The 26755-nt window shown below is 71.9% G+C and carries 23 protein-coding genes and 1 tRNA gene; 14 read left to right on the plus strand and 10 right to left on the minus strand.

Going from position 1 to position 26755, the window contains the following annotated elements; translation table 11 throughout:
- The first annotated feature begins 3 nt into the window (after positions 1-3).
- Both IE311_RS17605 and IE311_RS17610 read left to right on the plus strand, forming a co-directional pair.
- On the plus strand, positions 4-990 hold the full coding sequence (locus IE311_RS17605; RefSeq protein WP_189832649.1) for a LysM peptidoglycan-binding domain-containing M23 family metallopeptidase: 987 nt from the start codon (positions 4-6) through the stop codon (positions 988-990).
- Positions 991-1153: 163 nt separating this feature from the next.
- Complete coding sequence (locus IE311_RS17610) at positions 1154-1948, plus strand: SGNH/GDSL hydrolase family protein (RefSeq protein WP_189832650.1); 795 nt, start codon at positions 1154-1156, stop codon at positions 1946-1948.
- On the opposite strand, the gene IE311_RS17615 is transcribed toward IE311_RS17610, so the two are convergent.
- The 5 genes from IE311_RS17615 to IE311_RS17635 form a co-directional block, all read right to left on the minus strand.
- Positions 1935-2813, minus strand: coding sequence for an STM4011 family radical SAM protein (locus tag IE311_RS17615; protein WP_189832750.1), 879 nt, complete (start codon positions 2811-2813; stop codon positions 1935-1937). The two genes, IE311_RS17610 and IE311_RS17615, sit on opposite strands and share 14 nt — an antisense overlap.
- A 99-nt stretch (positions 2814-2912) precedes the next feature.
- Positions 2913-4250, minus strand: coding sequence for an STM4012 family radical SAM protein (locus tag IE311_RS17620; protein WP_189832651.1), 1338 nt, complete (start codon positions 4248-4250; stop codon positions 2913-2915).
- Entirely contained in the window at positions 4247-5068 is an 822-nt protein-coding gene (locus IE311_RS17625) for an STM4013/SEN3800 family hydrolase (protein ID WP_189832751.1), read from the minus strand. The genes IE311_RS17620 and IE311_RS17625 overlap by 4 nt, the downstream gene beginning before the upstream one ends.
- Positions 5069-5079: 11 nt before the next feature.
- Positions 5080-6291, minus strand: a complete 1212-nt coding sequence (locus IE311_RS17630) for an STM4014 family protein (protein ID WP_189832652.1) — start codon at positions 6289-6291, stop codon at positions 5080-5082.
- The gene (locus tag IE311_RS17635) at positions 6288-7247 is read right to left on the minus strand and encodes an STM4015 family protein (protein WP_189832653.1); all 960 of its coding nucleotides are present in this window, start codon (positions 7245-7247) and stop codon (positions 6288-6290) included. Before IE311_RS17635 ends, IE311_RS17630 begins: the two co-directional genes overlap by 4 nt.
- A gap of 252 nt (positions 7248-7499) precedes the next feature.
- Here IE311_RS17635 and IE311_RS17640 point away from each other — a divergent pair, with 252 nt between their 5' ends.
- From IE311_RS17640 to IE311_RS17650, 3 genes are all read left to right on the plus strand, one after another.
- Entirely contained in the window at positions 7500-7826 is a 327-nt protein-coding gene (locus IE311_RS17640; protein WP_189832654.1) for a hypothetical protein, read from the plus strand.
- A gap of 25 nt (positions 7827-7851) precedes the next feature.
- The gene (locus IE311_RS17645) at positions 7852-8931 is read left to right on the plus strand and encodes a DUF6745 domain-containing protein (RefSeq protein WP_189832655.1); all 1080 of its coding nucleotides are present in this window, start codon (positions 7852-7854) and stop codon (positions 8929-8931) included.
- A gap of 160 nt (positions 8932-9091) precedes the next feature.
- Entirely contained in the window at positions 9092-9871 is a 780-nt protein-coding gene (locus tag IE311_RS17650) for an SIMPL domain-containing protein (protein WP_189832656.1), read from the plus strand.
- A gap of 56 nt (positions 9872-9927) precedes the next feature.
- On the opposite strand, the gene IE311_RS17655 is transcribed toward IE311_RS17650, so the two are convergent.
- Positions 9928-10644, minus strand: coding sequence for a TetR/AcrR family transcriptional regulator (locus tag IE311_RS17655; protein WP_229901982.1), 717 nt, complete (start codon positions 10642-10644; stop codon positions 9928-9930).
- Positions 10645-10709: 65 nt separating this feature from the next.
- Positions 10710-11888 (minus strand): Glu/Leu/Phe/Val dehydrogenase dimerization domain-containing protein, encoded by a 1179-nt coding sequence (locus IE311_RS17660; RefSeq protein WP_189832657.1) that lies wholly within the window; start codon positions 11886-11888, stop codon positions 10710-10712.
- Between the two features lie 132 nt (positions 11889-12020).
- Here IE311_RS17660 and IE311_RS17665 point away from each other — a divergent pair, with 132 nt between their 5' ends.
- The 6 genes from IE311_RS17665 (at position 12021) to IE311_RS17690 (ending at position 17611) form a co-directional block, all read left to right on the plus strand.
- Positions 12021-13313, plus strand: coding sequence for an MBL fold metallo-hydrolase (locus IE311_RS17665; protein ID WP_189832658.1), 1293 nt, complete (start codon positions 12021-12023; stop codon positions 13311-13313).
- Between the two features lie 388 nt (positions 13314-13701).
- The gene (locus IE311_RS17670; protein WP_189832659.1) at positions 13702-15627 is read left to right on the plus strand and encodes a sensor histidine kinase; all 1926 of its coding nucleotides are present in this window, start codon (positions 13702-13704) and stop codon (positions 15625-15627) included.
- Positions 15628-15632: 5 nt separating this feature from the next.
- Positions 15633-16067 (plus strand): roadblock/LC7 domain-containing protein, encoded by a 435-nt coding sequence (locus tag IE311_RS17675; protein ID WP_189832660.1) that lies wholly within the window; start codon positions 15633-15635, stop codon positions 16065-16067.
- Between the two features lie 2 nt (positions 16068-16069).
- Complete coding sequence (locus IE311_RS17680) at positions 16070-16441, plus strand: DUF742 domain-containing protein (protein WP_189832661.1); 372 nt, start codon at positions 16070-16072, stop codon at positions 16439-16441.
- On the plus strand, positions 16419-17042 hold the full coding sequence (locus IE311_RS17685; protein WP_189832662.1) for a GTP-binding protein: 624 nt from the start codon (positions 16419-16421) through the stop codon (positions 17040-17042). The genes IE311_RS17680 and IE311_RS17685 overlap by 23 nt, the downstream gene beginning before the upstream one ends.
- Positions 17039-17611, plus strand: coding sequence for a GAF domain-containing protein (locus IE311_RS17690; RefSeq protein WP_189832663.1), 573 nt, complete (start codon positions 17039-17041; stop codon positions 17609-17611). The genes IE311_RS17685 and IE311_RS17690 overlap by 4 nt, the downstream gene beginning before the upstream one ends.
- 146 nt (positions 17612-17757) lie before the next feature.
- On the opposite strand, the gene IE311_RS17695 is transcribed toward IE311_RS17690, so the two are convergent.
- Positions 17758-18966: an acyl-CoA dehydrogenase family protein gene (locus IE311_RS17695; RefSeq protein WP_189832664.1), complete on the minus strand. Its 1209-nt coding sequence runs from the start codon at positions 18964-18966 to the stop codon at positions 17758-17760.
- 568 nt (positions 18967-19534) lie between these two features.
- Here IE311_RS17695 and IE311_RS17700 point away from each other — a divergent pair.
- Positions 19535-19608, plus strand: a tRNA-Pro gene (locus IE311_RS17700).
- Between the two features lie 505 nt (positions 19609-20113).
- Here the strand turns inward: IE311_RS17700 and IE311_RS17705 are convergent.
- Both IE311_RS17705 and IE311_RS17710 read right to left on the minus strand, forming a co-directional pair.
- Positions 20114-22690 carry a SpoIIE family protein phosphatase/ATP-binding protein gene (locus tag IE311_RS17705; RefSeq protein WP_229901983.1) on the minus strand — a complete coding sequence of 859 codons (2577 nt, stop codon included), beginning with the start codon at positions 22688-22690 and terminating at the stop codon, positions 20114-20116.
- Between the two features lie 217 nt (positions 22691-22907).
- Entirely contained in the window at positions 22908-23858 is a 951-nt protein-coding gene (locus IE311_RS17710) for a glycoside hydrolase family 16 protein (protein ID WP_189832666.1), read from the minus strand.
- A gap of 351 nt (positions 23859-24209) precedes the next feature.
- Between IE311_RS17710 and IE311_RS17715 the strand changes: the two genes are divergently transcribed.
- A complete protein-coding gene (locus IE311_RS17715) occupies positions 24210-24446 on the plus strand; it encodes a hypothetical protein (RefSeq protein ID WP_189832667.1) in 237 nt (78 codons plus the stop codon).
- A 157-nt stretch (positions 24447-24603) separates the two neighbouring features.
- Positions 24604-26754, plus strand: a complete 2151-nt coding sequence (locus IE311_RS17720; protein WP_373313890.1) for a bifunctional polysaccharide deacetylase/glycosyltransferase family 2 protein — start codon at positions 24604-24606, stop codon at positions 26752-26754.
- Position 26755: the final 1 nt, after the last annotated feature.

The raw sequence follows: 26755 nt of genomic DNA on the forward strand, positions 1-26755 counted from the left end.
GCCATGCCCGCGAAGGGTAAGCACCGCCGCATCAAGTCCAACCGCCTCACCCGCGGAATCGCCGCAGCCGGTACGGGAGGCGCCGTCGTCGCCCTCCCGCTCCTCGGTGCCACCGGCGCCCACGCCGCCGAGCAGGCCGCCCCGGTCGCCGCTCCCGGCCAGGCCGTCACCGCCGCCGCCCAGGTGAAGGCCGCCACCACCCAGGCCGCGCCCGCCACCGCCAAGGCCACCCCCAAGACGTACTCCGTCGTGCGGGGCGACTACCTGTCGAAGATCGCCGCCGAGCACCACCTCACCGGTGGCTGGCAGAAGCTGTACGCGGACAACCGCCAGGTCGTCGGCGAGAACCCCTCGCTCATCCTCCCCGGCATGAAGCTCACCCTCGGCGCCAAGAGCACCGCGCCGGCCGCGCCGAAGAGCGCCGCGCCCAAGGCCGCCGCTCCCAAGAGCGCGCCGAAGAGCGCCGCGAAGTCCTCGGCGAAGAACGGCGACGAGGCCCCGCGTGCCTCCCGCGGTGCCGAGCGCGCCGCCGCCCCGGCCGCGAGCACGCAGTCGTCCGGCTCCACGGCGGGCACGACCTCCTCCTCCGGCTGGTTCGCCCCCGTCAACGGCGGCATGTCCACGCCGTACCGCGCCTCGGGCTCCATGTGGTCCTCCGGCTACCACACCGGTGTCGACTTCATGGCCTCCACCGGCACCACGATCGTCGCGGTCGGCCCCGGCACCGTCTACTCCGCCGGCAACGGCGGCGCGTACGGCAACCAGGTCGTCATCCAGCACGCCGACGGCACCTTCTCGCAGTACGCGCACCTCTCGTCGATCTCCGTCTCCGCCGGCCAGACCGTGCGCGGCGGAGAGCAGATCGGCCTCTCCGGCGCGACCGGCAATGTCACCGGCCCGCACCTGCACTTCGAGATCCGCACCGGGCCGGAGTACGGCTCCGACATCGACCCGATCGCCGCCCTGCGTCAGCACGGCGTGAACGTCTGACGCTCCGTCGTCGATCGGAGGCCCGGCACCCACGTGCCGGGCCTCCGGCGCGTTCCCCATCTATTCCGGCTTGGCAAATTCTTTATCGGTGGCATATGTCACCCGACGTCAACCCCTCCTTACGGTCGCGTAGGTCACATCCGAAAGGGAAGGATGTGCTCCCGTGGCAGACGATTCGAGATCAAGAGACAAGAACGCATTCGGGTCGTACGCGGCGATCGGAGACAGCTTCACCGAGGGCGTCGGAGACCCCGGCCCCGACGGGACGTACGTCGGCTGGGCGGACCGCTTCGCGGTACTGCTCGCCGACCAGCTGCCGGAGCACGACGCCTTCCGCTACGCCAACCTGGCCGTACGCGGGCGCCTCCTCGACCAGATCGTGGCGGAACAGGTCCCCCGGGCGAAGGAGCTCGCCCCCGACCTTGTGACCTTCTGCGCCGGAGGCAACGACATCATCCGCCCCGGCACCGACCCCGACGAGGTCGCCGAGCGCTTCGAGCGCGCCGTCGCCGGACTGACCTCCGCCGTCGGCACCGTGATGGTGACCACCGGCTTCGACACCCGCGGCGTCACGCTCCTCAAGCACCTGCGCGGCAAGATCGCCACGTACAACGGGCACGTGCGGGCCATCGCGGACCGCTACGACTGCCCGGTCCTCGACCTGTGGTCCCTGAAGTCCGTCCAGGACCGGCGCGCCTGGGACGACGACCGGCTGCACCTCTCGGCCGAGGGACACACCCGGGTGGCCCTGCGTGCCGCCCAGGTCCTCGGCCTGCCCGTGCCCGCCGACCCGGACCAGGCGTGGCCGCCGGTTCCTCCGCGGAACACGCTCGAGGTGCGCCGGGACGACATCCACTGGGCGAAGGAGTACCTCGTGCCCTGGATCGGGCGCCGACTGCGCGGCGAGAGCTCCGGCGACCACGTCGAGGCCAAGCGCCCCGACCTCATGCCCCTGTAACTCCGGGGACGGCCGGCGGGGGCACGAGGGCGGGAATCCGCTCCAGGACCCCGCCGGCGAACACGTCGTACAGCGGAAGCGTCTCCAGATGGACGTAGCCGATGTGGCAGTCGCAGACGGCGAGGGGGCAGGCGCGGGGGCGCAGGGCGGCACGGTAGGAACCGTCGTACAGGTTCCCCAGCTCGGCCCTGACGAAGTGGCAGCGCCGTACCGTCCCCTCGCCGTCCACCGAGATCACCGACTCGCCGGTCCGGCACGGCAGCCCCGCCGAGCGGTGCGGATGCCGGCTGTACGGGAAGAGCGGGTCGATCCCGGTCCACTCCGCGGCCTCCGCGTCGGTGTACGTGTGCCCCTCCGCCGCGTTCACCCAGAGGTAGACGTGCGACGGCAGACCGGCCCGCAGCCGGCGCGCGTCCTCCCCGTGCTCGGGAAGACCGACCACCCCGACACTGAAGCGGACACCCCGCTCCGCCAGCTCCCCGCACTTGGCCACGAAGCGCTCGTACGGCGTCTGCCCCGGGTGGTACGTGCACCAGAGCGCGACGCTCGCCGGGTCCGCCTCGGCCAGCCAGTCGGTCCGGCAGCTCAGATTGGTCTGGATCGCCACCCGCTCGACGTGCGGGAGGCGCGACAGCTCGACCAGCGCCCGCCGGTACCAGGAACGGACCAGGCCCTCGCCCCACGGGGTGAAGAGGATCCGCAGCCGGTCCCCGGTCTGTCCGGCGGCCCACCCGGTGAACCGTTCGAGCGCGGCCCGGTCGGCGCGCAGCTGCTCCCGGCTGTCCCGGCGCTTGGCGAAGGGGCAGTACGGGCAGTCGAAGTCGCAGGAGGAGAGCGGCCCGCGGTAGAGGACCGTCAGGTCCATGCCCGGGTCCGTGATCAGGCCCATGCCCGGGTCCGTGAGCGGAGCCGGGGCCGGGTCCGTGATCGGGATGGGGATCTGCGTCGGGTTCACGGCCGCCGCCTACTTCGGCTCGTACGCGGCCATCGCGGCCCGCACGGAGGGGGAGAAGAGCTCGGGACCGAGGCCGTCCGAGTGGGCGAGCCCCTCCGGCGACAGCCTCAGCAGCCCCTCCGGCGCTCCTTCGTCCAGCCAGCCGAGCGACTCGAAGCGGCCCAGTTCCCCGGGGAAGTCGGCGAAGGGCGAGGAACCGAACCGCTCCTCGTACCCCGCGACCGGCATCCCCGCCGCCTGGAGCAGCGACTGGAGAAGGTGGCGGCGGCGTGCCTCCCCGGCGTCCACCCACCGACCGACCTCGGCACGCGAGAAGTCCTCGGTCTCCGTGTAGGCGTCGATGATCGAGCGGATCTCCCGCATGTCGACCGCGTAGTCGAAGGAGTAGTGGAGGGCCGAGGTGTACGAGCGGGCCCCGCAGCCCAGGCCGATCATCCCGTCCGTCTGGCAGGCGTAGTCGTCGGGACCGAGCGGCGCGGCGTCCGTCCGCCGGAACATCCGCATCGACACCTGCTCGTACCCGTGGTCGAGAAGACGGTCGCGGCCGTACCGGTACAGGCGCAGCCGCCGCTCGTCCCACTCGCGGTCGGCGGCGGGGGAGATCCGTCCGAGGCCGGTGAGCGGCCGGACGTACAGCGGGTAGAGGTACAGCTCCTCCGGGCGCCAGGCGAGGGCGGCGTCCAGTGAGGACCGCCAGGTCTCCTCGGTCTGGCCGTCGATCCCGTAGATCAGGTCGATGTTCAGCACCGGGACGCCCGTGTCCCTGATCCGGCCGAGGGCCGACTCGACGTCCGCGCGGCGCTGCGGCCGGACGGCCGCCCGTGCCTCGGCCTCCACGAAACTCTGCACCCCGATGCTGAGCCGGGTCGCGCCCCGCTCGGCGAGCAGGGCGAGACGGTCCGCGGTCGCCGTCGCGGGGGAGGTCTCCACGGAGAGCGGCACCGCCCGCAGATCCACCCCCGTCCGCTTCTCGGCGATGTCGCAGAGCCGCTCCAGCTCGGCGGCGGTCAGGAAGGTGGGTGTGCCGCCGCCGAAGGCGGCGGTGGCGAACCGCACCGGATCCCGGTCCCCGAGGGCCTCGCGGACGGCCGCGGCCTGGCGGTCGAGGGCGTCGAGGTAGCGGGTGGTCAGCTCGTCGGGGGCGCCGATCCGGGTGAAGAGGTTGCAGAAACCGCAGCGGACCTCGCAGAACGGTATGTGCGCGTAGAGGGAGAGCGCGTCCTTCGGTTCGTCCCGCCAGAGCGCGGCGAGGGAGGGCGCCGGTGCGGGGAGCGGCCGGTACGCCGTCTTGTGCGGGTAGGCGTAGACGTAGCTCCGGTACGGCCGGGGAGTGGTGCCGTCGCTCATGCCACGGCCTCCCGCTCCGGGCCCGCGAGGACGAACTGCGCGTACGGGACGGTCCACACGACCTCGTGGCCGAGCCGGTGGCCGGTGTGTCCGTCCTCCCCGTACGCGGTGCCGTGGTCGGAGCAGACGATCGCGAAACAGGGGCGGCGGCTGCTCATCGCGGTGAAGAGCCGCCCGATGTGGCGGTCGACGTACTCGAGGGCGGCCGCGTGGGTGGCCCGGGAGTCGCCGGCGTCGCGGGTCGCGCCCGGCAGGTGGAACCAGTTGGGCTGGTGCAGCGCGGAGACGTTGACGAAGAGGAAGAGCCGCCGCTCGCGGGGGAGACCGGCGACGACCTCCTCGGCGCGCGTGACCTGTGACTCGAAGGAGGTCGGCGAGGCGACACCGAAGGAGGGATCCCAGTGGCTCTCCTGGAAGAGACCGGGGAGCACGGTGCCGAGCGGCGGCTGCCTGTTGAAGAAGCCGACGCCTCCGACGCAGACCGTCCGGTAGCCCTCGCCCGCGAGGGCGGACACGAAGTCCGGGGTGTCATGGACATAGGTGCCGTCGGCGGTCGTCTCGCTGCCCGCGAAGCGCGCCGCGAAGAGCCGCGGGTGCGGGCCGGGGGTGGCCGGGGTCGGCAGGAAGCCGGCGAACATGGCCTGGTGGGAGGCGTAGGTGAAGCTGCCGGGCGCGTGCCGCCGCTCCCAGCCGGCGGGGGGCAGATGACGGGCCAGGTTCGGGAGGCGGCCCGCGGCCGCGAGCTCCGCCGCCACGTCGTACCGCAGGGTGTCGAGGGTGACCAGGAGCAGATCGTGGCTGCCGACGATCGTGTTCATGTCGGGCTGATTCACGTGGTGCTCGTTCCTGTGGTGCGGGCGGTGCCGGTGGTGTGGGCCGTGCGGGTGACGGGTGTGGTGCGGGTGATGTGAGCGGTGGGGGTGGTGGTGCCCGGGGTGCGGCTGTCAGGGAACTGTGCGGCGACCTGCGCCGCGTACGTGTCGAGGCCCTCGGCACCGCTCCCGGGCAGCCCCGTGAGGCCGGGCAGCAGATCGCCGAAGGCGTTGACCTCACCCACCGCGAAGCGGCGCCAACCGGTGGCGGGCAGCAGGTCGACGCCCACGCACCGGGTGCCGGGGAAGGCCGAGGCAGCCCGCTCGCACACCTCCAGCGCGTCCGTCCACCGCCCGCCGGCCGCGGTGATCGCGGCCCGGGCCGCCTCCAGATCACCCCGGGCGCCGCCCAGATGCAGATTGGTCATGGGGGAGCGGCTGGTGCGGAGCACCGCGTGGGTGGCCCGCCCGTCGATCACCACCACCCGCAGATCGGCGGCCCGGCCGTCCTGGACCGCCTTGGGCAGCCAGCGCTCGACGTGCAGACCGTCGGGGGCGAGGGTGTCCACGATCGCGGCGACCTCGCGCTCGCTCGTGTACCGCCGTACCCGCAGGGAGTTGAAGAGCCGTCCGTCGGGCCCGCGCTCCACCGAGGTGGTGGCCTGGACCCGGCCCGCGCCATTGCTCTCCAGAGCGAGCACCCCCGAGGCGGAGGAGCCGTGCGCGAGCTTCACGAAGACCCGGCGCAGACCGGCCCGCGCCGTCGACGACCTCAGCTCCTCCCAGCCGCGCAGGGCGGGCGCCGAGGGGCCGGAGGTCGGCGACTCGGGAACCGGCACCCCGGCCGCGCGCAGCAGACCGTGGCTCAGCCGCTTGTCGAACAGCGCGGCGAGCTCGGCGGAGTCGTCGACGAGCACGGCACCCGCCCCGGTGACGGACCGGGCGAGGCCAGACACGGCGGCGAGGAACCGCTGGTACCAGAGGCCGGTGCCCTCGACCCGGGTCGGATCGTCGATCCCGCGCAGCAGCCGGTCCGCCTCCACGTCCTCGCCGGGCGAGTCCAGGCGTACGGTCTCGTCCGCCGCGAACCGTGCCCGGCCGCGCAGCACCTCGGGCCAGGACACCACCCGCGCCCCGGGCAGCCCGGCGGTTCGCAGCGCGTCCTGGAAGAACGCGACACGGCGGCCCGCCGGATCACCGACGACCACGAGGCGCGGGGCGGCGGTCATTCGGCGACCGCGACGTACCGCCAGACCCGGCCGTCCCCCTCGTCGTCCGCCTCCTGCGCGTCGCCGAGGTCGACGACCACGCCGTACGGGGCGAGCGCGTCGAGCACCCGCTTCCGCATGGCCTCCGACAGATAGTGGTGGGAGAGGTCGAGGAGACCGAGGTGGGTCAGCGGCTGTCCGTCGAGCAGGGCCGCCGCACCCTCGTCCGTGAGAACGCCCATGGACAGGTCGAGCCGCTCGATCCGGGCGACGACGGGCGCGCCCGCCACGGCCTCGGCGACGGCGTCCTGGATCGCGCTGTTGCACAGACCCAGACTGCGCAGCGCGGGGAACCCCGATCCGGAGAGCAGCGGCGCCAGGTCGTCGGCCGTGCTGTCACCGCCGTACTCGTCGGTGCCGAGCCAGAGTTCCAGGTTCTCCAGGGCGGGCAGGTCGCTGCCCGCGATCCCGCGCGCGACCGCGGCGGGCAGGCCGCCCGTCTCCACGACCAGGGTCTCGAGACCGCTGTGCCGGACCGGCGGGAAGACCAGACCCGTGCCCCCGCGCACCCCGAACTCCCGCAGGCGGGGGTAGGCGGCGAGCAGCGGGGTCACATCGGACTGGACGATCCAGGAGATCTCGCAGTCTTCGCCGGTCATGTCCCCCAGGAAGACCGCCTCGAGGTCGGTGAGCCGGTTGTTGGCGGCCATGAGCGCCGTGACGATGCCGGCCGACGAGGTCTCGTACGCCTCGTCCCAGCCGCCGACGACCACCGCGCGCACCCGCCCCGCGTCGACCGTCTTCAGGAAGCGCTCGAAGAGCACCTCCCACTGCTCGTCGTCGCTGTCGCAGTACGTCGGAGAGGAGATCCGCCAGGCGACGGCCGCCGCGTCGGGCAGTTCGACCGGGGTGTCCGTGTCCGGGAAGTGGAACACGGGCAGGCCGTGGAATTCCTTCAGGTAGTGACCAACGGTCATGACTGCGCTCCCGGACGACGGACGGTGTGGATCGGCTGATGCCAGAGTTCTACCAAGCGGCACCGACAACCCCTCTCGCCGGGTCGCCCCGTGACGGATTCCGCGGCTGTCGGCCGCCACCCGGGCGGCTGCCGACCCGGTGCCGACCCGGTGCCGGCCGGGTGGGCGCCGGTGCGGGGCCGATTGTCAGACCCGGCCTCTAGCGTCGTTGTCGTGTTCGGACGCACCGGGCCGAACGGGGAGGGGAGAGCCATGTACCGGCAGGGAGACGTACTGATCGTGCCCGTCGACGAGACGGCGGTTCCGGAGCGGGTGAGGACCGCGGCGGGGGAGCCGAGGGACGCCCGGGGCCGGCTGGTCCTCGCCCTCGGCGAGGTCACCCGGCACGCCCACGCGATCCCCGGGCCCGGCCGGCTCGTGCGGGAGCCGGGGCCCTTCGGCCCGTTCCTGCTCGAACTGCCCGAGGGCGGCCGGGTGGTCCACGAGGAGCACGCCCCGATACCGCTGCCCAAGGGCTGGTACCGGGTGGTGCGCCAGCGGGAGTACGTGCCCGGGGCGTACCGGATCGTCGCGGACTGACCGAGAGACACCTGGGGGCTTCCACATGAACCACGCCGACATGAACCACACCACCGCACAGGACAGGTGGCGCTCCGTCGCCGCGGCCACCGGGCCCGCCGACCGGGCCGCCGCCGAGGCCGGGGTCCGGCTCGCCTACCGCACGGCCGGTCTCGCGGAACCCGCGCGCGTCGTCTGGGCGGACTCGCCGCTCGCGGCCGTCACGCTCGTACGGGGCCTGAAGGACCAGGGCCGTTCGGTACGGGAGGAGGTGCGCACCCGGCCGTGGGCCGAGGAGCGCCGCCGTCTCCACGACGCCCTCGGCCCGGCGGGCTGGGCGGCCCACTGGCAGGCGACGGGGGCCCACCTGTGGGACCTCACGCGCAACCTCGCCGAGCGGATACGGGCGGGAGTGGCGGAGGCCGCCGAGTCCGCGGCCTCGGCCGGCGGGACCGCCCGTCCGGCCGGGTCCGCCGGGCCGGCCGCTTCCGGGCGCGAGGCGGCCGCCGTGCGGCTGGTGCTGCTCGACGCGGTGCTCGGTCAGCACGACGCCGCCTGGCTCGCCGCCTTCGACGGGCACGGCGAGCGGCTCGCCGGCCTCGCCGCCGTCGCCGGGCACGCGGGCTGGTGGTGGCCGTACGAGAACGTCGCCGTGGTCTGCGAGCGGCCCGTCGAGCTCCACCGGGACGAGGCCGGCCGCCTCGACCGGGGCGACGGCCCGGCGCTCGCCTTCGCCGACGGCTTCGCCCTGCACGCCTGGCGGGGCATGCCGGTGCCCGCCGCGTTCCTCGCCGGGCTCGCCGACCTCACCCCGGAACGGATCCGGAAGGAGGAGAACGCCGAACTGCGCCGCGTGATGCTGGAGTACTACGGCTACGACCGGTATCTCGCCGCCTCGGGCGCCCGACACGAGCACCGCGACGAGACGGGCGTCCTCTGGCGGATCGAGCTGGCCGACGACGAGGACGTCGCGATGGTCGAGGTCGTCAACTCCACGCCCGAGCCGGACGGCAGCCACCGTACGTACTGGCTCCGGGTGCCGCCGAGGACCCGGACCGCGCGGGAGGGGGTCGCCTGGACCTTCGGGCTGCATCCCGATGTGTACGAGCCGCTCGTCCAGACCTGAGCGCGCGACCCGGGAGCGGGGCCCGGCGGTGGGTGAGGGGGCGACTGGTACGGAGAGGTGAAGGGAGCCCGGGGTCAGGAGTGGCGTCCGGGTGGCAGCGGCGCCGGGTGCGGGGATGTGCCCGCCGGAGCCCCGGCATCCATCCTCGAAGGGACCGCCCGTGACGATCCGCCTGCCCAGCACCGTCCGTACCGCCCGCACCGCCCGTCTGCTCGCCGCCACCGCGGTCCTCGGCGGCCTTCTCGCCGGGACGGCGGCTCCCGCCCTGGCCGCGGCGCCCCAGCGCGCGCCCCTTCGCACGGCCGCCCGGGCGGAGGCGCCCGCGACGGTCACCGTCACCGGCCACGGCCGCGCGGCCGCCGCGCCCGATCTGGCGATCCTCTCCGTCGGCGTCGAGGCCGGCCGCAAGACCGCGAAGGAGGCGATGGCCGCGCAGAACACCGCCGCCGAGGCCCTCCTCGCGGTGCTGCGCAAGCAGGGGATCACCGAGCGGGACATCCGTACCGACAGCCTCTCGCTGTCCCCGGTCTACACACAGAACGCCGCGGGGGAGAGCAAGGTGACCGGCTACCAGGCCGGGCAGTCCTTCTCCGCCAAGGTCCGGGACATCGACAGGACGGGACAGGTCATCGGCGCGGTCAACGACGCCACCGGTGAGGCGGGGCGGATCAACGGCGTCGTCTTCGACGTCGCCGACCCGTCGGCGCTGCGGGTGAAGGCCCGCGAGGCGGCCTACCAGGACGCGTACGACAAGGCGGCGCAGCACGCACGGCTCAGCGGCCACGTGCTCGGCCGGCTGGTCTCGCTCAGCGAGGGCGAGTCCGTGCGCCCCGGCCCCGGCGCCGCCGGAGCCATGCACGCCGACGAGCCGAGCGTCCCGCTGGCCCCGGGCGACATCGAGGAGCAGGTCACGGTCTCGGCGGTCTTCGAGCTGGTCTAGGGGTGTCCGGAAGGTCCCGCCCGGCCGCGCCGCCCGCGAGATCCGAGAGGGGCGACCTATGCCGTCTCTTGCGGATCCTGCCCGACCGGAGCACCGGGACCGCCCGTCGCCGCGTCGGCCCGGGCCGCGTTCTCCGTGTCGGAGAGGGCTTCCGCGCCGTCGCCCGGCTCCTCGTTCCCGGCCGGCAGGTTCAGCTCCCGGACGAGGGCGGCGTCCGCCCAGCGCAGCATCGCCGTGCGGGAGAGGGAGCCGGCGTAGGCCGTCGTCTGGACCGCGAGGCCGTCGAGGAAGGCGGTGAGCCGCCAGGCCGCCGAGGCCGGGTCCGTACAGCGGAACTCGCCCGCCGCGGCCCCCTCCGCGATCACCCGGGTGAGCGCCGCCTTCCACTCCTGGTCGAGCGAGGCGGCGACCCGGCGCAGTTCCGGGTCGCGCAGGGAGGCCGCCCAGCCCTCGATCCACAGCCGCCAGCCCTTGGCCTGTCCGGTCGGCGCGTACCAGCGGACCGCCGCCCGCAGCCGTCGTACGGCGGTGGTGCGGCGCCCGAGGAGCCGTCTCAGATGCGCGAGGTCGGCCTCGGCGGCGTGCGCGAAGGCCGCGGCGACCAGCTGTTCCTTGGAGGAGAAGTGGTAGAGCACCAGGGCGTTGCTCACGCCGAGGGCCGAGGCGACGTCGGCGATGCGGACGGCCGCGACGCCACGTGCCTCGATCTGTTCGACGGCGGCCCGCAGCAGTTCCTCCCGCCGCTCGGCCACGCTCAACCGCACTCTCGCCACGTCGGGCAGCCTACACAGCCACATGACGCGGGCATGATCGCCGATGGCTCCGGCGGGTGAGGGACTCAGTACCAGCCGTAGCGCTCGGCGATCTGCGGAAGCCGCTCCTCCACCAGCGCGTGCGCCGCGGCGCGCGGGCTCGTGCCGTCCGCCGCCGCCCGGTCGAGCATCCCGTCGACGAGCCCACGCATCGCCCGGCGCACCCGGCCGAAGGCCTGGTCGGCATCGGCCTCGATGTCGCCGAAGAGCGTCCACCACCACCAGGCGTTGGTGCACGAGTTCACCACCACGTCCGGCAGCACCGTCACCCCGCGCGCGCGGAGCGCCTCCTCGGCCTCCGGAAGGACCGGCATGTTCGCCGCCTCGGCGATCCAGCGGGCCCTGATCCGGCCCTGGTTCCCGGCGTCGATCGCGTACGAGACGGCCGCCGGGACCAGGACCTCCGCCTCGACGCCGAGCCAGGCGTCCCCGGGCTCCTCCCGGTCGCCGGGGCGCAGCGCGGCCCGGTCGACGGCGCCGTGGGCGTCGCGGGCGGCGAGCAGCGCCTCGACGTCGAGCCCGTCGGGGTTCACGATCGTGCCCCGGACGTCGGCGACGGCCACCACCCGCAGCCCGGCCCGCGCCAGGAACCGGGCGGTCGCCCCGCCCATCGTGCCGAGCCCCTGCACCGACACCCGGGTCCCCGGGTACGCCCGGTCGGCCCGGTCGAGGGCGACGAGCACGGACTCGGCGACCCCGAGACCGCCGACCAGTTCGTCGAGGCCGATGCCGTCGACCTCGATCGCGAAGGCGTCGGCGAGCCGCTTCCGGGCCGCCGCCTCGTCCTCCAGGAGCGGGTACACGGCCTGCACGGACGAGACGAGGCCCGCCTCGGCGACGGCGCGGTCCACCAGGTCCTGGGTGAGCCCCAGGTCCTCCCCGGTGGTCCAGAACCGCTCGACGTAGGGCCGCATCGCGCGCAGAAAGCGCACGAGGACGCCGTACGCCTCGGGGGAGCGGGGGTCGCAGTCGATGCCGCCCTTGGCGCCGCCCAGCGGGACGTACCGGCCCTTCGGGTCGTAGTGCAGGGCCTCCTTCATGGTCATGCCCCGGGCGAGCCCGGCGACCTCCTCCGCCGTGCACCCCTCGCGCATCCGCAGGCCGCCGCTGGCCACGCCGCGCACCAGCCGGTCGACCACCAGATGGCCGCGCCGGCCGGTCACGTGGTCGGTCCAGCCGACGGAAAGCAGGGGGGCGGAACTCATCGGGGATCTCCTCGGGAGGAACGGGCCGGCCGGGCAGCCGTACTGAATGGTGGTTCAGTATGGCTGACCGTCCCGACCGTTCGCGGCGTGGGCCGCCCATAATGGAACGACCCCCAGAGATCAGGAGGTCCTGTGACCGGTACCGGCTCCGACCGTTCGCCGCGGGCCCGGCTGCGCGCACTGCGCCCCGAGTCCTTCGGCGCGGATCCCACGGGTGAGCGCCTCGCCCGCATCCGCCGCTCGCCGAATTTCGCGGACGGGATCTTCCAGAACCCCGAACCGGCCCGACGCGGCCCCTCCGGCTCCGGCGTCGAGTTCGCCAAGATCTACTTCGACAAGGAAGGACGCTCGCGCCGCGCCCCCACCGGCACGATCCCCGTCCACCCGACGACCGTCGCCGACCTGGCCAGACCCCCGGCCACCGGGCTGCGGCTGACCTGGATGGGCCACTCCGGCGTCCTCGCGGAGATCGACGGCCACCGGGTGCTCTTCGACCCCGTCTGGGGCGACCGCTGCTCGCCGTTCCCCTTCGCCGGACCCAAGCGGCTCCACCCGGTGCCCGCGCCGCTCGCCGCGCTGGGGCCGGTCGACGTGGTCGTGATCTCCCACGACCACTACGACCACCTCGACCTGCCGACGATCAAGGCGCTCGCCACCACCGACACCGTCTTCGCGGTGCCGCTCGGGGTCGGCGCGCACCTGGAGCGCTGGGGGGTGCCCGCCTCCCGTCTGCGCGAGCTGGACTGGAACGAGTCGACCGAGATCGGCGAGCTGCGGCTCACCGCCACCCCGGCCCGGCACTTCTGCGGCCGCGGACTGCGCAACCGGCAGATGACGCTCTGGGCCTCCTGGGTCGTGACGGGCCCCTCCCACCGGATCTTCCACAGCGGGGACACCGGCTACTTCTCCGGCTTCAAGGAGATCGGCGCGGCCCACGGCCCCTTCGACGCGACCATGATCCAGATCGGCGCGTACTCGGATTTCTGGACCGACATCCACATGACCCCCGCGGAGGGCATGCGGGCCCATCTGGACCTCCAGGGCGGTGCGCCCGCCGGGGTGATGCTGCCGATCCACTGGGGCACGTTCAACCTCGCCCCGCACCCGTGGGCCGAGCCCGGAGAGGGCACCGTCGAGGCGGCCGCCGGAGCCGCCCAGCGGATCGCCCTGCCGATCCCCGGCGAGCCCTTCGAGCCGGGCGCCGAGCGGCTGCCCGAGACCCCCTGGTGGCGTCCCGTCGCCAGGGTCCCCGCCGGAGGCTGGGGAGGTGCCGCTCTCACCGACGGTCACCGGCCGCTCACCGACGGATCCCCGGCGGCTGCGGACGCGAACGGCGAAATCGGGGAAGGGGGCGCCGGGCGGGCGTCCGGCGAACCCGGCACGGACACCGGCCGGGGTGCGCCGGAGGCGGCACGGACCCCCTGAGGCCACGAGCGGACCGGGCGGTCCGCACCCCCGCCGGGGGATTCCGGTGGGGAGGGATTTCCGCAGAGGGCGGAGGCGTGAGAACGCCTCCGCCCTCTTCCGTTCCCCGCTCCCGACGACCCTTCCACGCCATGGTGTCGACTTTCGGCCGAAGCTTCTCGGCCTGACGGGTGAGACGCGATACCAGACCGCCCCGGTCTACGGGTAAGTTTGCCAACTGCGCACCGCACATGAACGGTTGACGACTACAGTGTGTGGTTGGTGATCATCGATAAGCTCATCGCACGCACGTCGCACAGCCCGTGAACCACCCCCGTTGCAGCATCCCCCCTCCGTAGTCCACCCCCGAGTACGCCGATTCCTGGGCACGTACGTACCAAGGACACTCATGTCTCAACTTCGCGCACCCGCCTCGCGGTCCGATCGACGCGAGGGCGGGCGACACGGCCGGTCCGGCGCCCGCTCCGCCCCCGGCGCCGGCGGCACCCCCCCTTCGCAGCCCCCCGCGTCGCACACGACGGAAGCCCGCATACGCCCCCAACTCCTGCGCACCTCCGTGCTTCCCGCCGTCGCGGTGGCACTGGGCGGGGCCGCGGCCGTGCTCTTCACCATCCGCTCCACCGGCGCCACCCCCACCCCCGGCCTCTGGGCCGCGCTCACCGGCGCCGCCGCCCTCACGGTCGCCTCCGTGACGGCCGCCGCGCTCGGCGCGGACCGCGCCGCCAAGGCGGTCATCGACCGCTGCAACTCCCTGCGCCGCACGAGCGCCCGCGGCCAGGGCGAACTGCAGTCGATCGTCGAACAGTTGCGCAAGGGAGAGGGCATCCCGCCCCGCCCCGCACTGCCGACCGGCACCGCTTCGGGCGATGAATTCGACCTGCTCTCCCACGAGCTGACGCGCTCTCACGAAGCCGCCGTCGCGGCCGTCGTGCAGGCGTCCAGGCTCTCCAGCAGCGTCGGAAACGAACAGAAGGTCGAGGTCTTCGTCAACCTCGCCCGGCGTCTGCAGTCCCTGGTCCACCGCGAGATCCAGCTCCTCGACGAGCTGGAGAACGAGGTCGAGGACCCGGAGCTGCTCAAGGGCCTCTTCCACGTCGACCACCTGGCCACCCGCATCCGCCGCCACGCCGAGAACCTCGCCGTGCTCGGCGGTGCCATCTCCCGCCGCCAGTGGTCGAACCCGGTCACCATGACCGAGGTGCTGCGCTCCTCCATCGCCGAGGTCGAGCAGTACCCGCGGGTGAAGCTCGTACCCCCCATCGACGGTACGCTCCGGGGCCATGCCGTGGCCGACGTCATCCACCTCCTCGCCGAACTCGTCGAGAACGCGACGCTGTTCTCCGCGCCGCACACCACGGTGCTGCTCCGCGCGCAGTACGTCACGGCCGGTCTCGCGATCGAGGTCGAGGACCGCGGTCTCGGCATGCCGGTCACCGAGCAGAACAAGATGAACGCCCTGCTGGCCGACCCCGACCAGGTCAACGTCGCCCATCTGCTCCAGGACGGCCGCATCGGACTCTTCGTCGTCTCGGCGCTCGCCCGCAGGCACGGCATCGCCGTACGCCTCCAGTCCAACATCTACGGCGGCGTCCAGGCCGTCCTCGTACTCCCGCAGGGTCTGCTCGGCGCCGACCCCGAGGGACTGGCCCAGCACGAGCGCCAGGCCGCCGCGACCGCGGGCTCCTCCGCGGTCCCGCCGAACCAGGTGCAGATGCAGCCCCAGACGACGACGCACGCGCAGGCGCACACGCAGCCGCCCGCACACGCGCCCTCGCAGCCCGCGCCCGCGGTCGCCCCGGCGCAGGCCCCCATGACGGCTCCGACGACGGCCCCCGCCCCGGCCCACCCCCAGGCGCCCGCGCCCGTGGCCATGGGCACGACGGCCGCCACCGGACCCGTACCGCAGTCCCCGTACTCCCCGGAGCGGACCGCCGTCCGCCACGAGGAGCCCCCCGCCCACGAACCGCTCACGTACCCCCGTGCGAGCGAGCGGTCCCACGGCTACGCGGACTCCGGTCGAAACCCCGCGGTACCGGCGCAGACGGCCGGTGGAGAACACCAGGGACCGCCGACCGTCCTCCTGACGCCGCTCCCCCCGGCGCCCGCGGACAACGGCCGGCCCGTGCTCCCCAAGCGGCGCGCCCAGGAGCACATCGTCCCGCAGCTGCGCGACGAGCCCGTGGCCCGCAAGCACGAGGAGCACGCCCTGCACGACCCCGGCTTGATGGCCGCGTTCCAGCGCGGCATCGGTCTCGCCGAATCCCAGCCCGCCCCCCATGAATCGCTGCGTCCAGGCGACGCGCACAAGGAGTAGACACCATGGCGAGCAATGTGCCGACCGGCCATTCCTCGGACCTCGACTGGCTGCTGAGCGGACTGGTCCAGCGGGTCCCGTACACCCGCAACGCGGTTCTGCTCTCCTCCGACGGCCTCGTGAAATCCGTCCACGGCCTCGACCCCGACGCCGCCGACCACATGGCGGCCCTGGCCTCCGGGCTGTACTCGCTCGGGCGCAGCGCGGGCGCCCGGTTCGGCGACGGCGGCGAGGTGCGACAGGTGGTCGTGGAGCTCGACTCCACCCTGCTGTTCGTGTCCACCGCGGGCTCCGGCACCTGCCTGGCGGTCCTCGCCGGGCGCGAGGCGGACGCCGCGGTCCTCGGGTACGAGATGGCGATGCTCGTCAAGAGCGTCCGGCCGTACCTGGTCACCCCCGCCCGGCAGACGGCCGGCGTGGTGGGTGGCATCGGGCAGTGAACGTGACGACCCCTCAGGAAGGGCCCTGGCTCGACGACGCGGCCGGCCGGCTGATCCGTCCGTACACCGTCAGCGGCGGCCGGACCAAGCCCACCACCGCACTGGACCTGCTGTCCATGGTGATGGCGACCGGGTCGACACCACAGGCCCACATGGGTCCCGAGCACAGCCTGGCCCTCGGGCTGTGCGACGGGCCCACCTCGGTGGCCGAGATCGCGGCGCACTTACGGCTCCCGGCCGTGGTCACCAAGGTCCTGCTCTCCGACCTCGTGGACTGCGGGGCACTCACCGCCCGCGCACCCCGGTTCCACGCCAACCCAACCGACCGTTCCTTGCTGGAGGCAGTGCTCGATGGCCTACGACAACGGCTCTGAGCGTCACGACAGTTTCGCGACCGACCCGTTCCCCACCGCGCTGAAGATCCTGGTGGCGGGCGGCTTCGGCGTGGGCAAGACGACCCTCGTGGGCGCGGTCAGCGAGATCGAACCACTGAGCACCGAAGAGTTGCTGACCTCGGTCAGCGCGGCCACCGACAGCCTGGAGGGCGTGGAGTCCAAGACCACGACCACGGTCGCCATGGACTTCGGCCGCATCACGCTCGACGACCGCCATGTGCTCTATCTCTTCGGCACCCCCGGCCAGGAGCGCTTCTGGTTCATGTGGGACGAACTCTCCGAGGGCGCGCTCGGGGCGGTCGTCCTCGCCGACACGCGCAGGCTCCAGGACTGCTTCTCCGCCGTGGACTTCTTCGAACGGCGGGGCATCCAGTTCGTCGTGGCGGTGAACGAGTTCGACGGCTCCTTCCGTTACGACCCGGACGAGGTACGGTCCGCGCTCGACCTCAAGCCGGATGTGCCGGTCGTCCTCTGCGACGCCCGGATCTCCAGCTCCGGAATCCGCACCCTGCTGACCCTCGTGCAGCATCTGCTCACCACCATCCCGGCCGCCGTGCCGAGCTACGGAGCCACGCCATGACGTACGACCCCACCGGTCACCTCCTGCTGACCCCCATCGACAAGGACGCGCCCGCCCGTGTGCAGCGGCTGCACGAGCTCGGTCTCGGGGAGCGTCCGGAGCCGGCGTTCGACGAGTTCGCCCACCGTCTCGCGGACGTGACCGGAGCCCCGTTCTCGATGGTCAACTTCATCGACGAGAACCGGCAGTTCTTCGCGGGGCTGCACACCCCGGAGGGCACCCACTCGGGCAGCGACCTGGGCGCGGCCGCCGCCGGCGCCGGTGGCGTGGGCCGTTTCATGGCCCGCGACCACGGCTACTGCCCGCACGTGGTGGTGCGGCGCAAGGCCCTCGTCCTGGAGGACGTCTGCGACTACCCGCGCTTCGCGGGGAACCCGGTCGTGGACGAGATCGGTATCCGCTCCTACATGGGCGCCCCGCTGATAGACCGTACGGGCGTCGCGCTCGGCACCATCTGCGTGGTCGACACCGACGTCCGGCCGTGGGGGCGTGCCGGTCTCGAGACGATCAAGGCGATGGCGGCCGAGCTGATGGAGCAGATCAACCGCCGCGAGGACGGCAGGTTCTGACCGCACGTCCCTCGCGTCGTACCTGCGGTGCGACATGCCGGAAGCCCCGGTACGGCCGTCGCCGTACCGGGGCTTCCGGCATGTCGGGGTCCCGGCGATCCGAGCTGCCGGACTTTCGGGATTCCGGCGTGCCGGGGCGGGGGCCGTCAGGCGTGCACCGGCTCCAGCTCCGGCGTGCGGACGAGCTCGGACAGCCGCTCCGACCAACTTCCCTTGTCCTGACCGAGGGCGACCTCGGCCAGCCGCAGCAGCTGGATGTCGGAGGTGCCGGCCGGCGCGAAGATGTGGTGGGCGTCCCGGAGATAGCGCTCGATGGCCCGGTCGGTGAAGAGGCCGGCGGCGGCGTGGATCTCCATGGCGTTGCGACCGGAGTCGATCGCCGACTCGACGTTGACGAGCTTGGCGTTCATCAACTCGGTGTCGCAGGAGAGCCCCTGGTCGAGCAGATGCACGGCGTGGTACGCGGACAGTCGGGCGGTCATGAGCCGGGACTGCATCTGCCCGAGCTTGAGCTTCACCGTCGGCAGGTCGTGGAGCGGCTTGCCGTAACGGATGCGCTCGGAGGCGAACCGGGTGGTCTCCTCCAGGATCGCCTGATGGATGCCGAGGGAGACGGCGGTGAGGTTGGCCCGGCCGTAGAGCACGCTGGAGGAGTACGCGACGGAGAGCCCGTCTCCCTCGTCGCCGAGCCGGTTGGATGCCGGTACCCGGCAGTTCTCGAAGATCAGCTCGCCGAAGCTGAAGCCATGGAGGCCCATGGCCGGCTGCTGCGGACCGGTCCTGAAGCCCGGACGATCGGATTCGACCAGGAAAGCGGTGAGACCCTTCGAACCGGGACCGGTCCTGACCACCACGCCGTGCAGATCGCCGACGTGGCTGTTGCCGACGTAGACCTTGCTGCCGTTGAGGATGTAGTCGTCGCCGTCGCGCACGGCGGTGGCGCTCATACCGAGGACGTGCCCCCCGGACTCGGGCTCGGTGACCGCGATGGTCGGCAGGCACTCGCCTGCGGCGATCGAGGGGAGCCAGGTCTTCCGCTGCTCGTCGCTGCCGAAGTGGACGATCTTGGCGGTGCCCAGCTGTGAGGCCTGGACCATGGCGCCCATGGCACCGCTGACCCGGGACAGCTCCTCGATGATGATCGTCTTGGCCAGATGGCCGGCGCCCATACCACCGTATTCCTGGGCAATGGTCGCCCCCAGCCAGCCCTGCTCGGCGATCAGCCGGGACAACTCGTGGTGCACCGTGCGTGACGCTTCCATCTCGGCTATCCGTGGCCGAACCTCACGCTCTGCGAAGTCGCGCACCGTCTCCCTGAGCTGATGATGCAGTCGACTGCTGAAGTAGCCGTCCATCCGGAGTACCTCTCCTGCGAAACGCCTGATCGGTTGTCCGGTCAGGTGGTGCATCGGCAGTGGCCCCGTCCCGGACAGGCCGACCACTTCATGGTGTTGATCTTTCTGGGACGGATCAATATCGCCACGATTTTTGTCCGAAACCCGAGTGGTTGACGATGGAACCCGACTGTGTTTCGTGTGGTCTTGGCCTGCTCGGCCCGATCCGATGGTCATTCCGCTTAGGCATCTTTCTGCCACATGCGAACCGCAGTGAAGCAGCCACCCCACAGTCATGAGAGCGATCCCCCCGCCACATGAGCGCCGTGCTCCGCATGGCGTCGGGATTCCGGATGCCCCCGGACCCCCTGCCGGGCCGGAGGGCGTACCCCGACGACCCTCCGTTCCGCCCCTCGGGAAGGGCGCACGACCGTACCCGGAGGCGCACCGATGCGCTACGGAGAGTGACCGCCTCGCTCCTCGCGCAGGCCCTTCCCCGAGGGCGGGAAAGGGTTCGTGACCACCAGGGAAAGTGCGGTATTGTTCTCATGCGCGTCCAGCCGGGGGAAACCCCAGGTCAGACGGGCAACGGGACGTGGCGCAGCTTGGTAGCGCACTTGACTGGGGGTCAAGGGGTCGCAGGTTCAAATCCTGTCGTCCCGACTCGAAAGAGTCGCAGGTCGGAGGTCGTTTCAGAGCAATCTGAAACGGCCTCTGACTCGTTTTCGACCCAGACGCGCGCCTCTGCCCTGTACCCGTCTCCCTTGCCGAACGCGCTCGTGAACCCACACATGCAGTTCCTTCACGGTTGAGCGCCACCGTCACTGCCATGTGGGGCCGCGGGCCCGGCGAAGGAACAGCCCGTTCACCCTCGCTGCCGTGACGCGGGAACATTCCATCCGGCCCTTGCCGTGTGAGCGCACGTCGACGTAGTGGTGCCCGCACCGAGGATGGCTCCACTCGCCGATTGCACAGTGCCCGAAGTAGTGGTCCTGACCGGGAAGTTGAGGTCATCCCTCCGGCCTCACATGCATGAGTCGATCGCCGCTCCTTGCGCTTCGTGATGCGCAAGAGCCTTCTCTGCGTTCCGCGTCGGATGGGTTGATGCATCGAGAGGCCAACGGACGAGTCGCTCCTCGAGCTCGGCGGGGCGCAGAACAACTGCGGTTCAGGAGAGGGCACTGCCGGCGGCGGGCAGGACCTGTTCGGCCCAGATGACCTTGCCTTCCGGTGTGTACCGGGTGCCCCAGTGCTCGCTGAGCTGGGCCACCAGGAACAGTCCGCGGCCTCCCTCGTCCGTGGTGGCGGCGTACCGCAGATGTGGGGCGGTACTGCTGCCGTCCCACACCTCGCAGGTCAGAGTGCGATCGCGCAACAGACGAACGCGCACGGGCGCGGCGGCGTACCTGATGGCATTGGTGATGAGCTCGCTGAGGATCAGTTCCGTGGTGAAGGCGAGTTCCTCCAGGCCCCACTCCTCGAGTTGCTCGGCAGCGAGGCCGCGCACGGCGCCGACCTCGCTCGGGTCGAACGGTACGTCCCACTCCGCGACCCGGCCGGGGCCCAGAGTCCGTGTCCGGGCGATGAGCAGCGCGATGTCGTCGGCCGGCCGGACGGGGAGCAGGGCGTCGAGTACGGCGCCGCGGCTGGCTTGCGGGTCTCGGTCGGGGTGGCTCAGCGCCGTGCGCAGCCTTTCCAGGCCCTCTGAGATGTCCCGGCTCCGCTCCTCGACCAGCCCGTCGGTGTACAGGACGAGCTGACTGCCTTCTTCCATGTGCAGTTCCATGCTCTCGAACGGCATGCCTCCCAGCCCCAGCGGGGGACCGGCCGGCAGTTCCGAGATCGTCGTCGTGCCGTCCGGGGCGACCACGAGCGGTGGCATGTGCCCTGCCCGCGCCATGGTGCAGTTCTGCGAGACCGGGTCGTAGACGGCGTACAGGCAGGTCGCGCCCAGGACACCGCCGTCCGAGGGCGTGCTGTCGCCTTCCTGGTCCATGCGCTGGACGAGGTTGTCGAGACGGGCCAGGAGTTCGTCGGGCGGCAGATCCAAGGAGGAGAAGTTGTGCACCGCCGTGCGCAGCCGCCCCATGGTGGCCGCGGCGTGCAGGCCGTGCCCGACGACGTCTCCGACGACGAGCCCGACGCGGCTGCCCGGCAGCGGGATCACGTCGAACCAGTCCCCGCCCACTCCGGACTGGGCGGGCTGATAGAAGTGCGCGACGTCCACCGCGCTCTGCTCGGGCAGATCCCGCGGCAGCAGGCTGCGCTGGAGCGTCACGGCGAGATGGTGTTCGCGGGTGTAGCGGCGGGCGTTGTCCATGGTGACCGCGGCGCGGCCGACGAGCTCCTCGGCCAGGGACAGGTCGTCCTCGTCGAACGGTTCCGGCTTCTGGGACCGCCAGAAGTTGACCACCCCGAGCACGACGCCCCTGGCCTTCAGCGGAGCCGCGATGAGCGAGTGGATCCCGTAGCCGACGATCGCCGATGCCCGCGGCGCGTCCTGGACGTGCCAGCCCGGCGCGTCATGGAGATCGGGCACGATCTCGGCCGTGCCCGTGCCGTATCCGCGGGCCTGCGGTGTGGACGGCAGGAATTCGATCAGGCTGCCGAGCGGATACAGCGGGTGATCGGAGCGGATGCCGCTGACCGCCGTGCGCCGCATGTCGGCGCCCGGGCCGGGCTCGTCGCCCTTCAACACCCGGTCGGCCAGGTCGACCGTGACGAAGTCCGCGAACTGGGGAACGGCGACATCGGCCAGTTCCTGCGCGGTGCGGACCACGTCCAGGGTGGTGCCGATGTCACCCCCCGCGTCGTACAGCAGCTTGAGCCGCTTGCGGGCCGTCTCCGCCCGGCTGCTCAGGAGCTGCATCTCGGTGGAGTCGCGGATGGTGACTGCCGAGCCCTGCGGGAGCGTGGGCCGCTGATTGACCACGAGCAACCGGTCCCCGGCCTCCAGCACCTCGTCGGTGGCCACCCGGCCGGACAGCAGCAGCTCCGCCATGCGGCGATCCATGCCGACCTCGCCGACGGGGCGTCCTTCGGCGTCGTCCGGCAGGCCGAGCAGCCGTCCGGCCTCGTCGTTCGCCAGGAGTAGCCGTCCGTCGCCGTCCGTGATCAGCACCCCTTCGCGGACGGAGTGGAGCACCGCGTCGTGGTGCTCGTACATGCGGGTCATCTCCTGCGTGCCGAGCCCGTGGGTCTGGCGGCGCAGTCTTCGGCTGATCAGCGCCGTGCCGACGGTGGCCAGAGCCAGACCGATGGCGATGGCCAGGAGGATGACCGGGAGCTGACGGTCGGCGATGCCGGTCACGCTCTCCACCGTCAGACCCGCCGAGACCAGGGCGACGACGTCACCCTCGGGCGAGGTGACCGGGACGATCGCCTGGATCTCCTTGCCGAGGGGGCCCTCCACGCTCTCGGTGTGCACCTCGCCGGCGAGTGAGGGCTCGATCGTGCCGACGAACCGCTCGCCGATGCGGTCGGGCTGGGGGTGGCTGTAGCGGATGCCGTTCGTGTCCATCACCACGATGAAGTCCACGCCTGCGTCCTTGCGTGTCTCCTCGGCGAGCGGCTGCAGGATCGCGGACGGGTCAGGCGACCTCAGCGCGTCCTGCAGGCCCAGGGAGTTCGCGAAGGTCTGAGCCACGGAGACCGACCGGTTGCGCGCTTCACGGTCGATGTCGTAGTGCGACTGCAGCACCAGGGCCAGCAGGGCCCCGGCGGCGAGCAGCACCACGATCGCCACCTGAAGGACGAATACCTGTCCGGCGACGCTTCCGAATCTTCTGCCTAGGTTCGACCGCACCGGTACGCCGGGCACGGGAGACGAGACGGGCTCACAACCCCAGTTGTAGCACCTCTCCGTGGCCAGGGCTCCCGGCGTTCACGGTACGCGTCCGGGCCACGACACAAGGTTGCCACCGTGCGTCGGGGCCACGACACACGGTTGCCACCGCTGCGGGTCAGGGCTTCGGGACGGTGTTGATGTAGTCGGTGCCGGTGGCGTCGAAGCCGTCCACCGTCTTCTGGACGTCCGCCTGGGAGACGGCCTCGCCGGCCTTGTGGTAGACCCAGTCGATCTTCATGTCCCAGGTGCGCGTGCCGCCGGTGAAGGGGAGGTCGATGAGCCAGTTGCTGAAGTGGATGTCCATCTGCTCGCGCGGGACGTACTTGCCGGAGCTGGTGAAGAGCTCCTTGCCGTCCAGGGAGTAGGTGACCTTTCCGTCCATGGCGGTGATCATCATGGTGTGCCAGCCCCCGAGGCGCCGCTCGAGGGTGTTGTGGACCCGGTCCGGCGGGTCGGCCTTGTACCAGCTGACGTTGTCGAGCTGCGGACCCACCGAACCCCAGCCGCCGTTCGGCAGGTACTCGAAGTCGAGTTCGCTGTAGTTCTCCGAGGAGTCCGCGGGGGAGATCGGGAAGAAGGTCTGGACGACGTGGTCGCCGTCGCGTCCACTCGTGGGCTTGTCGCTGAGGTGGACCCGGGCGGCGTAGGTTCCCGTGAAGAAGTTCCGGCTCGTGGTCTGCACCTCGGCCTGCGTGGTGCCCTGTTCGGTGCCGTCGGTGGAGGAGCGCAGTCGTAGGACCTTGCCCCCCTCGGCCGTCGGGTCGGAGGGGAACGCGGCACCGTCGGCGCTCCAGGTGTCCTTGATCCCCGGGCCGCCCCCGCCGGTGCGGATCTCCCAGCCGTGCGCGGTGAGGGAAGGGTCGTCGGCACCGGTGTAGTTGAAGGTGTCGAACAGGGTTCCCGGCGGTCCGGTGGGCGTCGGCGAGGCCTCCCGCGCGGGCCCGGCGGCGTCGGTGCCCCCGCCGGTCGCGGGGTCTGCGGAACACGCGGCGAGTACGCACAGGAGGGCGGGCAGCGTGAGCGCGGTCCACGCTCGGCGACGAGAGGTGCGGCGGGGCTGGCTCACACAGGCTCCTTGGGGCGTAGAGGCGGTGGCTGGACACGCCCGTTGCATGCGGATCGATCGCTGATCGCGTGAATCGAGCGGTCATCCTAGCGAAGGATTCAAGCCATCCCGCCCCATGTTCGCGACCTGGTCACCCAAGGGTCGAGAGGTGCCCGTTGGCATACCGATCCGGTTACGACATCCGATCGGACTGTGCCAAATACGCACAACGCACACCAATCGATTCAGGTCATGCGCTACGGTCCGCTCTACGCTTCAGCGATCTCCACACCCTGCACAAAAAGGCCACAAGTCATGCGCCAAGTCGCCACATTCCCCGGGCGCGGATCGGTCCACTCGGCACAGCCCGGGGTGGCTGAATTCCGTCAGGAGGAGCCTGCTCCGGCACCGGTGTTCGTCGACCAGTCGGGTCTGCGCAGCCGTCTGCTGCGGCGCTTCGGCTGGCCGGTCTCCGTGGTCGGCGCGATCCTGGCGGCCGCCATGGGCAGCAGCCTGGTCGGTATGCAGTCGGAGGCCCCGGCGATGGAGATACCCCCGAAACCCGCGTACTTGCCCGCCAGGGGACCCCTGTCTCCCGCCTCGCACTAGCGGGCGCGGTCCGCTACACCGCACTCGAAAGTTCGGCCCTCACACCGAACACGGCGACATTCCATGACATCTCGCGACCTTCGTGCCGCCCGGTGCGACGCCTGCGGGCCGGCCGAGCCTGCCTGATCGTCCGCACCACCCATCTCCAGGAGCGTCCTTGTCCCGCCACCAGCGTCGCCGGCAGTCCCTGCTGAGACCGCGCCGACTGGCCGCGCCGCCGCTGCGCTTCTTCATGCCGCTGTCCCTGCTGGCCTGCCTGCTCGCGCTCCTCGTCCTCCGCGGACTCGCCACCAACGAGGCGTTCCACGACACCCGGGTCGCGACCTCGGTCGACAAGACGACCGTGCCGGAGAACCTGCTCAAGGGCGGCCCGATCATCGACGCGCGCGGCGACAAGAACGAGCGCCCCCTGAGTTATCGGATCCCGGACCGCACCGCGGTGCTGAGCTTCGACGACGGCCCCTCGCCGGAGTGGACCCCGAAGATCCTGGAGGTGCTCGCGGCCCACGACATCCGCGCGGACTTCTTCGTGACCGGCGCGATGACCACGCGCCACCCGGAGCTGATCCGGCAGATCGTGGCGGGCGGCCACGAGATCGGCGTGCACAGCTTCACCCACCCCGACCTGGTCTACCAGTCGGAAGCCCGGATCAGCTGGGAGCTGGCGCAGACGCAGCTTGCGCTGGCCGGAGTCGCGGGCGTCCACAGCGCGCTGTTCCGCCCGCCGTACTCCTCCGACGCCTCGGCGCTCGACGACTGGAACTACCCGGTGATCAAGTACGTGGGTTCCCACGGCTACCTCACCGCGTTCATCGACCGGGACACCCACGACTGGAAGCGCCCCGGCGTCGACGCGATCGTCGAGGCGGCGATGCCGCGCAAGCCCGGCGCGGGCGAGCTGATCCTGCTGCACGACGCGGGTGGCGACCGTGCCGAGACCCTTGCCGCACTCGAGCAGATCATCGAGAAGCTGCAGGGCGAGGGGTACCGCTTCGCCACCATCTCCGAGGCGCTCGGCTCCACCAACGCCACCGTGCCGGTGCACGGCTACCAGCTCTGGGCGGGCAAGTGCTTCATCTGGGCCACCCAGGCCGCCGTGCTCACCCTGCCGGTTCTGGTCGCGCTGCTGGCCGTCGTCGGCTTCCTCAACTTCGGCCGCTTCGCGCTGATGCTCGTCCTCGCACCGCTCCACGCCCGACGCTCCCGGCGGCGGGACGCGTGGGGACCACCCGTCACCGAGCCGGTCACCGTCCTCGTCCCGGCCTACAACGAACGCGAGTGCATCGCGAACACCCTCAACTCGCTGGCCGCCAGTGACTATCCGATCGAGGTCATCGTCATCGACGACGGCTCCACGGACGGCACGGCGGAGATCGTCGAGGCGATGGCCATGCCGTTCGTCCGGCTGATCCGCCAGGCCAACGGCGGCAAGTCCACCGCGCTCAACACCGGTATCGCGGCCGCGTCGCACGACATCGTCGTGATGATGGACGGCGACACCGTCTTCGAGCCGTCCACCGTGCGCGAGCTGGTCCAGCCCTTCGGCGACCGGGGGATCGGCGCGGTCGCGGGCAACGCGAAGGTCGGCAACCGCGACAGCCTGATCGGCGCCTGGCAGCACATCGAGTACGTCCTCGGCCACAACCTGGACCGCCGGATGTACGACATGCTCAACGTCATCCCGACCATCCCCGGCGCGGTCGGCGCCTTCCGCAAGGAGGCCCTGCGGCGGGTCGGCGGGATGAGCGACGACACCCTCGCCGAGGACACCGACATCACCATGGCGGTGCTCTGCGACGGCTGGCGGATCGTCTACGCCGAGCGCGCCCGCGCCTGGACCGAGGCCCCCGCCAGCCTCCAGCAGCTCTGGTCCCAGCGGTACCGCTGGAGCTACGGCTCCATGCAGGCGATGTGGAAGCACCGCCGCGCCGTGACCTCCCGCGGTCCGGCCGGACGCTTCGGCCGGCTCGGGCTGCCGCTCGTCGTGATGTTCGGCGTGGTCGCCCCGCTGCTCGCGCCGCTGGTCGACATGTTCCTGCTGTACGGCGTGCTGTTCGCGGACGCCCCGATCACCCTCGCCAGCTGGGGCGGCTTCATCCTGCTCCAGGCCGTGCTGTCCTGGTACGCCTTCCGGCTCGACGGCGAGAAGCCCCTGCATCTGATCAGCCTGCCGCTCCAGCAGCTGGTCTATCGGCAGCTGATGTACATCGTCCTGCTGCAGTCCACGATCACGGCGCTGACCGGTGGCCGGCTGCGCTGGCAGAAGCTCCGGCGCACCGGCGAGGTCGCCGCACCGGTGGAGGCCTGAC

It is taken from the genome of Streptomyces zaomyceticus, assembly GCF_014656215.1.
In the GTDB taxonomy this organism is placed as follows: domain Bacteria; phylum Actinomycetota; class Actinomycetes; order Streptomycetales; family Streptomycetaceae; genus Streptomyces; species Streptomyces zaomyceticus.

What these genes read in the sequence shown, in the direction of transcription:
- IE311_RS17605 (WP_189832649.1), top strand. Translation starts at nt 4, where the DNA reads ATGCCCGCGAAGGGTAAGCACCGCCGCATCAAGTCCAACCGCCTCACC.
- IE311_RS17615 (WP_189832750.1), bottom strand. Translation starts at nt 2,813, where the DNA reads ATGGACCTGACGGTCCTCTACCGCGGGCCGCTCTCCTCCTGCGACTTC.
- IE311_RS17620 (WP_189832651.1), bottom strand. Translation starts at nt 4,250, where the DNA reads ATGAGCGACGGCACCACTCCCCGGCCGTACCGGAGCTACGTCTACGCC.
- IE311_RS17625 (WP_189832751.1), bottom strand. Translation starts at nt 5,068, where the DNA reads ATGAACACGATCGTCGGCAGCCACGATCTGCTCCTGGTCACCCTCGAC.
- IE311_RS17630 (WP_189832652.1), bottom strand. Translation starts at nt 6,291, where the DNA reads ATGACCGCCGCCCCGCGCCTCGTGGTCGTCGGTGATCCGGCGGGCCGC.
- IE311_RS17635 (WP_189832653.1), bottom strand. Translation starts at nt 7,247, where the DNA reads ATGACCGTTGGTCACTACCTGAAGGAATTCCACGGCCTGCCCGTGTTC.
- IE311_RS17640 (WP_189832654.1), top strand. Translation starts at nt 7,500, where the DNA reads ATGTACCGGCAGGGAGACGTACTGATCGTGCCCGTCGACGAGACGGCG.
- IE311_RS17645 (WP_189832655.1), top strand. Translation starts at nt 7,852, where the DNA reads ATGAACCACGCCGACATGAACCACACCACCGCACAGGACAGGTGGCGC.
- IE311_RS17660 (WP_189832657.1), bottom strand. Translation starts at nt 11,888, where the DNA reads ATGAGTTCCGCCCCCCTGCTTTCCGTCGGCTGGACCGACCACGTGACC.
- IE311_RS17670 (WP_189832659.1), top strand. Translation starts at nt 13,702, where the DNA reads ATGTCTCAACTTCGCGCACCCGCCTCGCGGTCCGATCGACGCGAGGGC.
- IE311_RS17675 (WP_189832660.1), top strand. Translation starts at nt 15,633, where the DNA reads ATGGCGAGCAATGTGCCGACCGGCCATTCCTCGGACCTCGACTGGCTG.
- IE311_RS17685 (WP_189832662.1), top strand. Translation starts at nt 16,419, where the DNA reads ATGGCCTACGACAACGGCTCTGAGCGTCACGACAGTTTCGCGACCGAC.
- IE311_RS17690 (WP_189832663.1), top strand. Translation starts at nt 17,039, where the DNA reads ATGACGTACGACCCCACCGGTCACCTCCTGCTGACCCCCATCGACAAG.
- IE311_RS17695 (WP_189832664.1), bottom strand. Translation starts at nt 18,966, where the DNA reads ATGGACGGCTACTTCAGCAGTCGACTGCATCATCAGCTCAGGGAGACG.